Origin of the sequence: Sphingopyxis sp. QXT-31, assembly GCF_001984035.1 — a bacterium.
In the GTDB taxonomy this organism is placed as follows: domain Bacteria; phylum Pseudomonadota; class Alphaproteobacteria; order Sphingomonadales; family Sphingomonadaceae; genus Sphingopyxis.
Genome location: NZ_CP019449.1, coordinates 1477917 through 1491196, shown reverse-complemented (window position 1 = coordinate 1491196; position 13280 = coordinate 1477917). Strand labels below are relative to the sequence as shown.

Annotated in this window: 11 protein-coding genes; 8 read left to right on the top strand and 3 right to left on the bottom strand. The window is 65.6% G+C overall.

The features are described from left to right. Positions 1-59 precede the first annotated feature (59 nt). Positions 60-3095 (bottom strand): TonB-dependent receptor domain-containing protein, encoded by a 3036-nt coding sequence (locus tag BWQ93_RS07300; RefSeq protein ID WP_077029946.1) that lies wholly within the window; start codon positions 3093-3095, stop codon positions 60-62. A 497-nt stretch (positions 3096-3592) separates the two neighbouring features. Between BWQ93_RS07300 and phaR the strand changes: the two genes are divergently transcribed. From phaR to BWQ93_RS07275, 5 genes are all read left to right on the top strand, one after another. After that, positions 3593-4132, top strand: coding sequence for a polyhydroxyalkanoate synthesis repressor PhaR (gene phaR, locus BWQ93_RS07295; protein ID WP_077029945.1), 540 nt, complete (start codon positions 3593-3595; stop codon positions 4130-4132). 42 nt (positions 4133-4174) lie between these two features. After that, on the top strand, positions 4175-5701 hold the full coding sequence (gene proS / locus BWQ93_RS07290) for a proline--tRNA ligase (protein ID WP_077029944.1): 1527 nt from the start codon (positions 4175-4177) through the stop codon (positions 5699-5701). Next, positions 5701-6309: a DUF805 domain-containing protein gene (locus tag BWQ93_RS07285; protein ID WP_077029943.1), complete on the top strand. Its 609-nt coding sequence runs from the start codon at positions 5701-5703 to the stop codon at positions 6307-6309. The genes proS and BWQ93_RS07285 overlap by 1 nt, the downstream gene beginning before the upstream one ends. 200 nt (positions 6310-6509) lie before the next feature. Next, positions 6510-7235, top strand: a complete 726-nt coding sequence (locus BWQ93_RS07280) for a hypothetical protein (RefSeq protein ID WP_156878172.1) — start codon at positions 6510-6512, stop codon at positions 7233-7235. 48 nt (positions 7236-7283) lie between these two features. Continuing rightward, positions 7284-9587 carry a ribonuclease R family protein gene (locus BWQ93_RS07275; RefSeq protein WP_077029942.1) on the top strand — a complete coding sequence of 768 codons (2304 nt, stop codon included), beginning with the start codon at positions 7284-7286 and terminating at the stop codon, positions 9585-9587. Between the two features lie 124 nt (positions 9588-9711). Here BWQ93_RS07275 and BWQ93_RS07270 read toward each other — a convergent pair whose 3' ends face one another. Further along, positions 9712-10494, bottom strand: coding sequence for a helix-turn-helix domain-containing protein (locus BWQ93_RS07270; RefSeq protein ID WP_077029941.1), 783 nt, complete (start codon positions 10492-10494; stop codon positions 9712-9714). Between the two features lie 120 nt (positions 10495-10614). Between BWQ93_RS07270 and BWQ93_RS07265 the strand changes: the two genes are divergently transcribed. Continuing rightward, positions 10615-11007 carry a hypothetical protein gene (locus BWQ93_RS07265; protein WP_077029940.1) on the top strand — a complete coding sequence of 131 codons (393 nt, stop codon included), beginning with the start codon at positions 10615-10617 and terminating at the stop codon, positions 11005-11007. Position 11008: 1 nt separating this feature from the next. Here the strand turns inward: BWQ93_RS07265 and BWQ93_RS07260 are convergent, their stop codons facing one another. Continuing rightward, a complete protein-coding gene (locus BWQ93_RS07260; RefSeq protein ID WP_077029939.1) occupies positions 11009-11464 on the bottom strand; it encodes a universal stress protein in 456 nt (151 codons plus the stop codon). A 184-nt stretch (positions 11465-11648) separates the two neighbouring features. Between BWQ93_RS07260 and BWQ93_RS07255 the strand changes: the two genes are divergently transcribed. Beyond that, positions 11649-12968, top strand: coding sequence for a pyruvate dehydrogenase complex dihydrolipoamide acetyltransferase (locus BWQ93_RS07255; protein ID WP_077029938.1), 1320 nt, complete (start codon positions 11649-11651; stop codon positions 12966-12968). A gap of 6 nt (positions 12969-12974) precedes the next feature. Continuing rightward, positions 12975-13274 carry a hypothetical protein gene (locus tag BWQ93_RS07250; protein WP_156878171.1) on the top strand — a complete coding sequence of 100 codons (300 nt, stop codon included), beginning with the start codon at positions 12975-12977 and terminating at the stop codon, positions 13272-13274. The last annotated feature ends 6 nt before the right edge of the window (positions 13275-13280 follow it).

Sequence of the window (13280 nt, the reverse complement as noted above, 5' to 3'; positions counted from 1 at the left end):
AGCGCATGAAAAAAGGACCCCGGTTTCCCGGGGCCCTTCCTTTTTGGATCGAGGTCCTATCAGATCTTGAAGGTCGCGTTCACGAAATACTGGCGACCGGTATAGTCGTAACCCGAGTACAACGGCGCGTTGCCGATGGTCGTGTAATAGACGGTCACCTTCGGCGGATCCTTGTCGAACAGGTTGCGGACGCCCATCGTGATCTCCAGCTTTTCGTTCACGTCGAACTGAAACGACGCGTTGTGGAGGAAATAGGCGGGCGTTTCGATCACGTAGAAATCGTTCAGGATGTCCACGTTGGCCTGGTTCACCACACCCGTCGTACGGCTGGTCTGGTTGTACTCGGCCGTGCCGCTGCTGCCGTCGAACCAGGTCACGCCGTAACGGAACGTCACCGGGCCCTTGCGATAGGTCAGGTCGCCCGAACCGACCCAATCCGGAACGTTCAGCGTACCGTTCGCGTCGAGCAGGATTTCCTCGGGGAAGGTCCGGTCCGACTGTTCGGTGTACTTGGTCACGTTCGCGTTGAGCAGCAGGCGGCCGCCGAACAGGTCGGTGCCGAAGCGCAGCGACGCTTCATAACCCTTCACGACGTCCTCGGCCAGGTTCACGAAGCCGCTGGTGACGGTCAGGATCTGGTTGGCGTCACGCTGAACGAAGCGGCAGAAACCGCCGTTCGGGTCGAAGTCGACATCGTTGTAGCAACGATTGAGGATCGTCGTGCCGCTGAGCGCCGAAACGCCGTTGGTGACCTTGATGTCGAAATAATCGACGGCAAAGGCGAACGTCGTGGTTCCCGGAAGACGCGGCTGGATGACCGCACCGACCGACCAGTTGCGCGAGGTTTCAGCCGACAGGCCGGTTTCGGCACCGCCGCGGGTGAACGACGTGATGCCGTTGTTCTGCTGGAACGTCGCGACGTTGATGCCGACCGCGGCGCAGTTGGCAGCGCGCTGCTGCTGTGCCGGGGTGTAGGCACCCGGGTTCGGCTGACCATTGGCCCGCGGGAAGTTGTCCGCATCGCAAGGATCGTTCGCCGCGCCGATGAAGCCGCTGGTGGCGCCCAGGAACTGCTCGGCGAGCGCCGGGGCACGATAGGAGGTGCCATAGCTGCCGCGGATACCGAAGCCTTCGAAGAACTCCCACTCACCCGCAATCTTGTAGGTGTAGTCCGAACCATAGGACGCATAGTCGGTGTAACGGATCGACGCGTTGAGGTTCAGGTTGTGGAAGAAAGGACGATCCGACAGGATCGGGACGAAGACTTCCGCGAAGGCTTCCTTGACGTTGTCCGTACCGCGCGTGGGCGTACCGGCAGTCAGGCCGAGCAGGTTGCCGCTGATCGAGTTCGGATCGGGCGTGTCGTCGATCCGCTGCTTGCGATATTCCACGCCGATTGCCAGCTGCACGTCGCCGCCCGGCATCTTGAACAGCGGACCGTCGATCGACGCCGTGAAGGTCGATTCGCGGAACTTGGTCGTGCCGATCGTGTTCTGCAGGATATAGTCGCGCCATGCCTGCGGCAGGTTGCCGCCGACAACGTCCGCGCTGAGCGCAGGCGCCGCGACGCAGTTTGCAAAGGTCGCCGCTGCGGCGCAGCTGAACGTACCATTGGGGTTCTGCACCACGTTGGTCGAAGCCGCCACGCGATCGATCAAGAACGATTCGATCTCATAGGTGCCGTCGGTCCACGACTTGCCGGCATAGGCGTCGTAGCGCCAGCCGTCGAACACGAAGTCGCCGCGAATACCGCCGCCTGCGCGAACATAATCGACTTCCTGCGAGGAGTCGGTCAGACCGAAGCCGATGAACGCGCGCGCCGCGATGTTGCGGCCGCTCGTCGTGTTGGTGGGAGCGGCAAAGACGCCGTCGCGCAGTTCGACCGGAAGCAGCGGGCTGCCCTGGAGATAGTCGAGCGAAAGCTGGCGATACAGCAGCGAGGACGACTGGCGACGGGTCGCGAGGAGTTCGCCATAGACTTCGGCGTTGCCGAGCCCGCCGACGTCATAGGTCGCGGCGAGGAAGCCCGTGTAGGTCTTCACCGGCGTGATCAGCTCTTCCTTCTGGCTTTCCGGATCGAAGCTGTCGCGGTCATAGGTGCCGACGCCCAGATAGCCCGGAAGCGAACCGCCACCCTGGCCCGGTGCGGGCACGAAGCGGTTGAAGTTGCCGAGCACGCCGCTGGTGCGGCCGATGCCGGTGCGGGTCGGCGTGCCGAGCGTGTTGATGGTCACGCCGCCGTTGTCGATGGTGAAGCAGTTGCGCGGATCGCCGAGCGGGAACGGATCGTCCGAGCCGAATTCGGCATCCGGTCCCGTGCGGAAGCCGGGGATCGGACAGCTGGTGAAGCCGCGGTCGTCGAGGCGCAGCGCGTTGCGTTTGCGGACTTCGATCGATCCGATGACGTTCAGGCGGTCGGTGTCGAAACCGAAGGTCGCGGCGATGCGCTTGTCGACGCCGGCACCCACTTCGGGAACGTTGACCTGCGCGTCGATCGTCAGGCCGCGCACCTTGTTGTCGGTGATGATGTTGACGACGCCGGCGACCGCGTCCGAACCGTAAACCGACGAAGCGCCGGCCTTCAGGACTTCGATACGCTCGACGATGGCGGTCGGCAGCACGTTAAGGTCGGCCGCCAGGACGTTGCCGCGGGTACCCGCGGGGGCGATGCGGCGGCCGTTCAGCAGGACCAGCGTACGCGCTGGGCCCAGGTTGCGAAGGCCCAGCGTGTTCGCGCCGGTGCCGCCGGCGGTGACGAAGCCGCCATAGAAGTTGTTGATCTGACCGGCGCCGGCGGTGACTTCGGCGCTCTGCAGCGCGTCGGTCGCGCTGTTGAAGCCCGACTGCGTGATTTCTTCGGCGGTGACGACGGTGATCGGCTCGATCGCGTTATATTCGTCGCGACGGATGCGCGATCCGGTCACGACGATGTCGGAGCCCTGGCCGGACGTCGCTTCGCTGTCGCAGACGCCATCTTCATCGGCGTCGACGCAATCGGCGGTGGCGGCGGGTGTGTCTTGAGCGAAAACAGGTTGGCTCACGGAAATGGCCACTGCAAAGGCAGCAGCACCCATAAGCAGGTGCGACTTATTCATTTGGTAACTCCCCGGTTGTCCGTTCAAAAATAGAGATGAACGGATTGCACCCAAGAAAGACCGAAAACGAAAGTGGCACAAGCCCCCTGTGGCAATTTTCTGACGGCTGTGCGCCATCGGCATGACATTGTGTCATTTTCGCAACAGTTGGCGGACTCGCGCTGTAATTCGGCCAAAATAACAAGGTTGTGAGACGGTGACACAAAGGCCGTGCCGTGATGCGAACGGGGCGGCAATTATGTCGCATCCAATGTTTCAGTTGAAACTATATTGCGCCACTCGACTCGTCGCGCCGTCCTGCCGTCACGTGAAAAATTTGTCGGCGCGAACCGTCGCGCCGATCGTCTGGCGCCGAGAGCGAGGCGAATCGCTGGCTCACGCACCTCCGTGCCGGCTTCATGTTGCGACGCATCATAGATTGATGCTATTGCCGCTTTTCAACGTTCAAGCCCGACGCGGCGGGGTCGCCTTTGTCATGGGTCAGGGAGCAGCAGCACATGGCGAAGTCCAAGGCGCCGGCCGACGGCGACACGGTTACGATCAAGAAATATGCGAACCGGCGCCTCTACGATACGGAGCGCAGCTGCTACATCACGCTCGAGGATCTGGGCACGATGGTCCGCGACGGTCGCGATTTCCGTGTCGTCGACGCCAAGAGCGGCGAGGACATCACGCATAATGTGCTGACGCAGATCATCATGGACGAGGAAACGCGCGGCGAGACGCTGCTGCCCGTCAATTTCCTGCGCCAGCTGATCGGTATGTATGGCGACAAGATGCAGTCGATGGTGCCGCAATATCTCGAGGCGTCGATGGCGACCTTCCGCAAGAACCAGCAGGACGTGCGCGCCGCGCTCGAAGGCGCGCTCGGTTCGAACCCGCTTGCCGAGCTGACGCGCCGCAACCTCGAGATGTTCCAGCAGGCGACCAGCGCCTTCATCCCAGGCGCGGGTTCAACCAAGGCCAAGGACGCCGAGATCGCGGCGCTCAAGGCCGAAATCGCCGACCTCAAGGCTGAGCTCGCCAACAAGAAATAATCGGGGCCGCTCTCCCGCCCCCCAGTTGAGAAATCAGGACCGATGATCAAGCATGCGCTCAGCGTAACCCGTCAGGCCGACTTCGCGGCCTGGTATCAAGATGTCATTGCCGAGGCCGACCTCGCCGAGGAATCGGGGGTGCGCGGCTGCATGGTGATCAAGCCTTGGGGATACGGCATTTGGGAGCGCATCCAGAAGGTCATGGACGCCGCGATCAAGGACGCCGGCGTGCAGAACGCCTATTTCCCGCTCTTCATCCCCTTGAGCTTCTTCGAGAAGGAGGCCGACCATGTCGATGGTTTCGCCAAGGAAATGGCGGTCGTCACGCACCACCGGCTGATTCAGGATGCGAAGGGCAAGCTCGTCCCCGATCCCGAGGCGAAGCTCGAGGAGCCGCTGATCGTCCGGCCGACGTCGGAGACGGTGATCGGCAATGCGATGAGCCGCTGGGTGCAGAGCTGGCGCGACCTGCCGCTGAAGGTCAACCAATGGGCCAATGTCGTGCGTTGGGAAATGCGCACGCGCATGTTCCTGCGCACAAGCGAATTCCTGTGGCAGGAGGGCCATACGGCGCACGCCGACAAGGCCGACGCGATGGCCGAGACGCTGCGCGCGCTCGAAATGTACCGCGCCTTCGCGGAGGATGTGCTCGCGATGCCCGTGGTCGCGGGCGAGAAGCCCGAGAACGAGCGTTTCCCGGGCGCGGTCGCGACCTATTCGATCGAGGCGATGATGCAGGACGGCAAGGCGCTCCAGGCGGGCACCTCGCATTATCTCGGCACCGGTTTCGCCGAGGCAGCGAATATCCGCTACCAGGACAAGGACGGCGGCCACAGCCTCTGCCATACGACGAGCTGGGGCACCTCGACGCGGATGATCGGCGGGGTGATCATGACGCACGGCGACGACGACGGTCTGCGCTGTCCGCCGCGCATCGCGCCGCACCAGATCGTCATCGTGCCGATGCTGCGCGACAATGACGAAGACCACGCGATCCTCGATTATTGCCGCGACCTCGAAGCGAGCCTCAAGGCGCTCGACGCCTTCCGCGAGCCCGTGCGCGTGCTGCTCGACACCAGCGGCGCCAAGGCGCAAACCAAGCGCTGGGGCTGGGTCAAGAAGGGCGCGCCGGTCATCGTCGAGGTAGGCCCGCGCGACGTCGCGGGCGGCAATGTCGCAGTGATCCGCCGCGACCGTCTCTATCAGGAGAGCGGCAAGCTCGACACCGCGTTCGTGGCCAAGGGCGATTTCGTCGCGAGCGCGGTGGCGATCCTCGAAGATATCCAGACCGGCCTCTACGCCGAAGCCAAAGCGCGGCTCGATGCGAACATCGTCCGCGATGTCACCGATCTAAAAGCGCATTTCGCCGGCGACGACAAATTCGTCGGCTGGGCCGAAGTGCAATGGGCGCGCCCGACCGGCGCCGCGCTCGACAAGATCGTGGAGCAGTTGAAGGCACTCAAGCTGACGATGCGCAACACCCCGCTCGATGCCGCCCCGGCCGACGGTGCGTGCTTCTTCACCGGCGAGCCCGCGGTCGAACGCGTGCTGGTGGGGCGGACCTATTGATGCTGGCGGCACTCCGGGAGGGATATTCCGGAATCTTCCGTTTCGGCGGACGTATGGCGGTGGCCCCCTTCTGGATGTTCGCCGGCGTCAATGGCCTGCTGGTGGCGGTCGCGATGATGTTCGCGATGCAGCCCGCCTTCGATCAGATGGCGGAAGGCGCGGCTCGCGTGGCGCGCGAGCATCCCGAGGATGTAACCGTGACAAGCGGGCCGGGGCATTATTCGGTCGAGATTCGCGGGCATCACCCCGATGTGCTGCCCGACATGGATATTCTGATCGGCGGCATGGTCTTCGTCCTGTCGATCGCTTTCCTGCTGATCGCCGCCGCGGCCGTGCGGCGGCTGCACGACAGCGACCGGCGCGGCTGGTGGATATTGTTGCCGCTGCCTTTTCTGGCGATCGGCCTGGCGACGATGCGGCCGCTGTTCGACGATTTCGGCCGCGGAACCGAAACGGGCGCTCCACCCGACTTTTCGCTCTTCCTGCTGCTGTTCTTCAATAACATCGTATATCTCGCGTGCGTCCTCGCCGTGATCATTCTTCTGGCACTTCCGGGGACGGCCGGCGCCAACCGGTTCGGCGCTCCGCCAAGCGCGGGGCAGGACTGACGGCAGCCGAGGGATTGCGCGGCTTCCCGGGGCCGCTTTCGCGTTGTCGACGGCGTGGTCAGCCGCGCCCTAACCCTGAATGTCGTTCTTTGCGGAGCGCTTTTCCGCTATGCTGCGCGCTCAGGGACTCGGCCGAAGAAGGTCCCGCGCATTGCGTAGCGGTGGGGTCGTGCGCCGCGCGCGCTGACAGGGGAAAGATCATGATGCGACGGACGATCGCGGCCTTGGCGGCTGCTTCGATGATCGGGACCGGTATGGCGCCCGCTTACGCCAAAACTCCCGGTAGCCTCTCCGACCTCGTGGGCGCGCGTGCGCCGGGGGCCGAGAGCGAGATGCAAAGCCGCGGCTACAAGATGGAGACGTTCAAGAATGGTGGCCAATATTGGTGGAACGGCGACACCTGCGTGCGCGTCGTCGTCAGCCAGGGGCGCTACGCCAGCATCGACAAGGCCGACGCCGGCGATTGCGGCAAAGGCGGCGGGAACGCCGCCGCGGCGGTCGGCGCGGTGGCGGTCGTCGGGCTGATCGCGGCACTCGCCAGCCACAAGAAAAAGCACGGCGACGACCATGGCGGCGCCGATCACGACAGCGAATATTCGCGCGGTTACAACGACGGCCTCTACGGCGGTCAGTACGACCGTCACGACAGCGAAGGCTATCATAACGGCTATATGGCGGGCGAGACCGAAGCGGCAAACCGCCGCATGGCAAACCGCCCCTATGCGCGCGGCGGCACCGACGGGGGGCGCACGGCATGCGCTCGCCGGGCCGACGAATTTCAGAATGCGCCGTGGGGTAGCAGCGTCGTGGTCAGCCAGCGCGAGCAGCGCGGAAGCCATGTCTACACGATGGCGACCGGCAGCTATCGCTCGGTCTGCACCGCCGACGCCTCGGGCCGCGTGATCGACATCCAGCCCTATTATTGATCGGCAGATGGGGGTGACGCGCCGCGCGTTGCCCCCTATCAGCGGATCATGCCACGCAAAATCCAGGCCGGACTTCCGACACGCGACCAGATCATGCGCTTCATCGCCGACAGCAGTGATGCGGTCGGCAAGCGCGAGATCGCCAAGCATTTCGGCCTCCATGGCGCCGACAAGGTCGCGCTGAAGGCGCTGCTCAAGGACATGACCGACGAGGGGCTCGTCGACATGGCGCCGGGCCGCGCCTTCCACAAACATGGCGGGCTGCCGCGCGTCACCGTGCTGCGCGTGGCGGCGATCGAGGGCAGCAATGTCTGGGCGGTGCCCGACCGCTGGGAAGGCGCGGGCCCGCCGCCGCGGCTGCGCGTGATGGAGCAGGGGCGGAAAGGCGCGCTCGGCGTCGGCGACCGCGTGCTCGCGCGCACGGAAGAGCGCGGCGGCGGCCATGTCGCGCATCCGATGAAGCGATTGCAGACGAGCGCCGAGCTCGTCATCGGCGTGCTCGTCCACGACGTCGGCCCCGGCGGCAAGGCGATGACCTGGCTGCGCCCCGCCGACAAGCGCGCGCGCTTTGACTTCGCGGTCGCCGACATGGCCGACGCCGGCATCGGCGACCTCGTGCGCGCCGAACTGACGGGGCGCGGCCCCGCGACCAAGGCCAAGGTGATCGAGCGCATCGGCGACCCCTTTGCGCCGAGGGCGCTCAGCATGATCGCGATCGCGCGCCACGAAATCCCGCATGTCTTCGGCGCCGAGACGGTCGCCGAGGCCGAGCGTGCGGCGAAACTGCCCCTCACTCCCCCGGGGCGCGAGGACCTGCGCGACCTCCCGATCGTCGCGATCGACCCGATCGACGCGCGCGACCATGACGACGCCGTCTGGGCAATCCCCGACGACGATGCGGCCAACAAAGGCGGTTTCAAGGCGATCGTCGCGATCGCCGACGTGAGTTATTATGTTCGCCCCGACGGCGAACTCGACCGCGAGGCGCGGCGGCGCGGCAACAGCGTCTATTTCCCCGACCGCGTCGTCCCGATGCTGCCCGAGACGCTGTCCGCCGGCGTTTGCTCGCTCAAAGCCGGAGAGGACCGCGCCGCGATGGCGTGCCACCTCGTCATCGACAAGCATGGCAAGGTGACGTCATGGCGTTTCACCCGCGCGCTGGTGCGGCTGCGCGCAAACATCGCTTATGAGCAAGCGCAGGTGGCCTATGACGCCGATGAAGCGCGCGACGAGTGGGACGCCGACGTGCTGCCTTCGCTCAAGAATCTCTGGGCCTGCTGGGCGCTGCTTGCCAAGGCGCGCGCCGCGCGTGCGCCGCTCGACCTCGACCTGCCCGAGCGGCAGGTGATCCTCGACGAGGCGGGCGGCATCGCCGAGATTCGCGTGCGCGACCGGCTCGATTCGATGCGGCTGATCGAGGATTATATGATCGCGGCGAATGTCGCGGCGGCAAAGGCGCTCGAGGCCAAGAAATCGCCGGTGATGTACCGCATCCACGAGCCGCCGAGCCGCGAAAAGCTCGTCAGCCTCAAGGACTATCTCGAAACCTTCGAGCAGAGCTTCGCGCTGGGACAGGTGATCACCCCCGCGGTGTTCAACCGGCTGATCGACGGCTTTTCGCAGGACGACCGCCTGCCCGAAATCATGCAGGCGATCCTGCGCAGCCAGACGCAGGCCTATTACGGACCCGCGAACTCGGGGCATTTCGGCCTCGCGCTCGGCAGCTACGCGCATTTCACCTCGCCGATCCGCCGCTACGCCGACCTGATCGTCCATCGCGCGCTCGTCGACAGCTACAAGCTCGAAGTCCCCGGCAAGCCCAAGGACCTGCCCGCGCGGACCGGGCTCGGCGAGGCCGATGCCAAGGGGCTGTCGCGCATCGGCGAGGCGATCAGCGCGCTCGAACGCCGCGCGATGGAGGCCGAGCGCGAGACGATCGACCGCTATGTCGCCGCCTATCTCGCCAACAAGACCGGCGAGATCGTCCAGGCGCGGATCACGGGGGTGCAGCCCTTCGGCTTCTTTGCGACGGTCGATGGATTGGGCGGCGACGGGCTGGTGCCGGTGTCAACGCTGGGCAGCGAGCGCTTCTTCTACGACGAGGCGGCGCGCACGCTCGACAGCGAGCATGGGCGGGTGAGCTTTACCGTCGGCCAGCGGCTCGACCTGCGGCTGATGGAGGCGAACCCGGTGAGCGGCGCTTTGCGGTTCGAACTGCCCGATGCGCCCGAGGGCGGCTTTCGGAGCAACCCGCCGCGGCGCGACGGGACGCGTAAGGACAAGGCCGGCAAGCATGTGGTCGGCAAGCGCGGCCGGCCGGCGAATATCAAGCACAAGGGGCGGAAGCGGTAGCCAGTTCCCCTCCCTGCGAGGGAGGGTTAGGGGTGGGTGCGAACGTAGCGAGCCGAGCGGACGTCAGCCTTTACCTTTAATGTCGCTGACCCACCCCCGATCCCTCCCTTGCAGGGAGGGGAGATCATTTCGCCGCCAGTTTCTGCAACAACGCCGCACTCTCGGCATCCGCCGGAAAAAACGCCTCGATCGCCAGCTCCGACAGCGTGATATCCACCGGCGTCCCGAAGATCGTCACCGTCGACACGAACGAAATACGCCCCGCGATCGTGTCGAGCAGCAGCGGCACCGCGATGCTACTCACCGCCCCGTGCCCGATGTCGTTCGCCGGCCCCGGATATCCCGCGATCTCCTCGCGCAGCGCCATCAGCCCCGCATCGGCGCTCGCCTCGATCTGCAGGTCGAGCCGGTGGAGGATATGTGCGCGCCACATCGCGTAATTGACGATCTGCGGCGCCAGCCCGTCGGGATGGAGCGCGAGGCGCAGCACATTGACCGGCGGCACCAGCAATTCGGGCGACACCTGCTCGACCAGGATCGCGATCGCGTCGTTGGCCGCTATCATGTTCCAGTGGCGGTCGACCGCGAGCGCGGGATAGGGTTCGTGCCCCTTCAGCACATGCTCGACGATCGTCTTCATCCCCGCCATTTCGGGGCTGTCGAGCGCGCGCTCCTGATAATTGGGGGCGTAGCCCGCGGCGAGCAGCAGCGCGTTGCGCGCGCGGTGCGGCACCTCGAGGCAGTCGGCGATCCGCTGCAGCATCGCCGCGCTCGGCTTCGAACGACCCGTCTCGATAAAGCTCAGGTGGCGCGTCGAAATCTCGATGTCGAGCGCGAGGTCCATCTGGCTCATCCGCCGGCGCGTCCGCCATTCGCGAAGCTGCTCGCCCAAGGGTGCTACCTGCATCGTCTGTCTCCTTTATCGGCAGGAGCTATACCTCGGCCTTCGATATTTCCATTACCTCCGGCGTAATCGACCCGCGTCGATTCGCGGCATATCTGGACCGGGTTCGAAAGGAGAACCCACATGTCGATCCGCAATCTCAAGACCATTCTCGTCCTCGATGCCGTCACCGCCACCGGCGTGTTCCTCGTCGGCCTGTTCGCCGCGGCGCCCGCGGCTTCGCTGCTCGGGCTTCCCGAGCAGGTCGTCGCCATCGGCGGCTGGATCTGCCTTGCCGCGGGCTTGCTGATGCTCATCGCCGCGGCGCAGGCGGTCCCCAATGCCGCGCTCGTCAAGCTGATCGCGGTCGGCAATATCGGCTGGGTCGCTGCCAGCCTGGGCGTCGTCGCTGCCTTTTCCGGCACGATGACCGGTCTCGGCATCGCGGTCGTGATCGCGCAGGCGGTCGGAGTCTTCGTCTTTGCCGCGCTCGAATGGAAGGGCGCGGCGGTGGACGGCCGCGCGCTGCTCGTCTGACCTAGCTTAGCGCATCCAATCGGGCGACGTCGATCCCGCCCGGCACCAGCATCACCGGACAGGGGAGCGTGCCCGCATCCTGTCCGGTGAAATGCGCGACCAGCGGCCCCGGCGCGCCGCTCGCCGCCGTCGCCAGCACCAGCGCGGCGATCTCGTCATTCTCGGCGATCACTTGGCACACAACCTCAGCGGGCTTGCCCTGACGGACCATGACCTGCGGCGTGACATTGGCTTCCTGCTGCACCGTATCCGCCGCCGCCGACACCAGAGCCTCGGCATGTTCGCGCGCCTCGGCCTCGATCGTCGCCTGCACGCCGCCGAACGCCACGAAATCCTGTGGCGGGATGATCGCCAGCACCGCGACCCCGCCGCCCGTGCGCGCCGCGCGCCGCGCCGCGAAACGCAGCGCCAGGCTCGCTTCCGGGCTGTCGTCGATCACGACCAGATACGTACGCATGCCCCGACCCCCGCTGAGCATTTGCGGGAGGGCCCCGCTATGCTTTTTGCGAGGGGAGAGTGCGTCACATTCGTATGAAACGCAAGTTTGCCCCGATGGACGTTGACGAACGATGGTCTTATGACGAGGGGGTAATCCGTAGCGGCAGGCCAGGCCTGCAAGACTGACAGGGACACGTCCAACGATGCCGATCGAACTCAAAATGCCCGCCCTTTCGCCGACGATGGAGGAAGGGACGCTCGCCAAATGGCTGGTCAAGGAGGGCGACACGGTGAAGTCGGGCGACCTGCTCGCCGAGATCGAGACCGACAAGGCGACGATGGAGTTCGAAGCGATCGACGAAGGCGTGATCGCCTCGATCCTGGTCGCCGAGGGCACCGACGGGGTGAAGGTCGGCACCGTGATCGCGACGATCGCGGGCGAGGGCGAAGATGCGAGCGCGGCAAAGGCGGCGCCCGCGGCTGCTGCACCGGCCCCGGCTGCGAAGGAAGAGGCGCCCAAGGCCGCCGAACCCGCTCCGGCACCCGTGCCCGCAGCCGCCCCGGCTCCGGCACCCACCGCCGCGCCCGCCGCGTCGGGCGAGCGCATCAAGGCCAGCCCGCTCGCCAAGCGCCTCGCCGCCGAACGCGGCATCGACCTCTCGACCATCAAGGGAACCGGCCCCGGCGGCCGCATCGTTAAGGACGACCTCGACGGCGCCCCTGCCGGCGCGGCCGCACCCGCCGCGGCCGCAGCGCCCGCCGCAGCCGCTCCTGCCGCCGCGCCCGCCGCGGCACAGGCTCCGGCCGCCGCGGGTGGCATCCCCGATTTCGGCATCCCGCACGAGGACGAAAAGCTCAGCGGCATGCGCAAGACGATCGCGCGCCGCCTCAGCCAGTCGATGCAGGAATCGCCGCACATCTACCTCACCGTCGACATCCGCCTCGACGCGCTCCTGAAGCTCCGCGGCGAGCTCAACGCCAGCCTCGAAGGCCGCGGGGTCAAGCTCAGCGTCAACGACATGCTGATCAAGGCGCTTGCGATCGCGCTCGAGCGCGTGCCGTCGTGCAATGTCAGCTTCGGCGGCGACGTGATGCGCAAATACAGCCGCGCCGACATCTCGGTCGCGGTGAGCATCCCCGGCGGCCTGATCACCCCGATCATCGTCGACGCGGGCGGCAAGTCGATGTCGAAAATCTCGACCGAAATGGCCGAACTCGCGGCGAAGGCGAAGGAAGGCAAGCTCCAGCCCAGCGAATATCAGGGCGGCACCGCCTCGATCTCGAACATGGGCATGATGGGGATCAAGCAGTTCACCGCGGTGATCAACCCGCCGCAGGCGATGATCATGGCGATCGGCGCGGGCGAGAAGCGCCCCTATGTCGTCGACGACGCGCTTGCCATTGCGACGGTCATGTCGGCCACCGGCAGCTTCGACCACCGCGCGATCGACGGTGCGGATGGCGCGCTGCTGATGAAGACCTTCAAGGAACTGGTGGAAAGCCCGCTGGGGCTGGTGGCGTAAGCCAAGATGCTGAAAGCGGGGCTATCGTTACTGATCCTGCTTTCAGTGGCAGTGATGATCATATGCTATTTCGCGGCGGCGACGGGCTATAGTGAAAACAGTCGGCGCTGGTTCCGTTTCGTGGGCATCGTCATCTTCCTCAGTGCAGTTTGCGGGGCCTTGGCGATGGCTGTTTTTGTGCTGCAAGCGGGAGTTGGATTCCTTGGATGGCTCGCGACCGGCATCGCCATCTGGCCGCTGTATGTCCTGACTGCTTATGGCCTGTGGCGCACGGGTCGAACGATTTTTCGGCCGCGGCCGAGCTGATAGTCC

Bases quoted from the DNA above. Each gene is read 5' to 3' on its own strand.
- phaR (WP_077029945.1), top strand. From the start codon at position 3,593: ATGGCGAAGTCCAAGGCGCCGGCCGACGGCGACACGGTTACGATCAAG.
- BWQ93_RS07275 (WP_077029942.1), top strand. From the start codon at position 7,284: ATGCCACGCAAAATCCAGGCCGGACTTCCGACACGCGACCAGATCATG.
- BWQ93_RS07285 (WP_077029943.1), top strand. From the start codon at position 5,701: ATGCTGGCGGCACTCCGGGAGGGATATTCCGGAATCTTCCGTTTCGGC.
- BWQ93_RS07260 (WP_077029939.1), bottom strand. From the start codon at position 11,464: ATGCGTACGTATCTGGTCGTGATCGACGACAGCCCGGAAGCGAGCCTG.
- BWQ93_RS07265 (WP_077029940.1), top strand. From the start codon at position 10,615: ATGTCGATCCGCAATCTCAAGACCATTCTCGTCCTCGATGCCGTCACC.
- BWQ93_RS07255 (WP_077029938.1), top strand. From the start codon at position 11,649: ATGCCGATCGAACTCAAAATGCCCGCCCTTTCGCCGACGATGGAGGAA.
- BWQ93_RS07250 (WP_156878171.1), top strand. From the start codon at position 12,975: ATGCTGAAAGCGGGGCTATCGTTACTGATCCTGCTTTCAGTGGCAGTG.
- BWQ93_RS07280 (WP_156878172.1), top strand. From the start codon at position 6,510: ATGATGCGACGGACGATCGCGGCCTTGGCGGCTGCTTCGATGATCGGG.
- proS (WP_077029944.1), top strand. From the start codon at position 4,175: ATGATCAAGCATGCGCTCAGCGTAACCCGTCAGGCCGACTTCGCGGCC.
- BWQ93_RS07270 (WP_077029941.1), bottom strand. From the start codon at position 10,494: ATGCAGGTAGCACCCTTGGGCGAGCAGCTTCGCGAATGGCGGACGCGC.
- BWQ93_RS07300 (WP_077029946.1), bottom strand. From the start codon at position 3,095: ATGAATAAGTCGCACCTGCTTATGGGTGCTGCTGCCTTTGCAGTGGCC.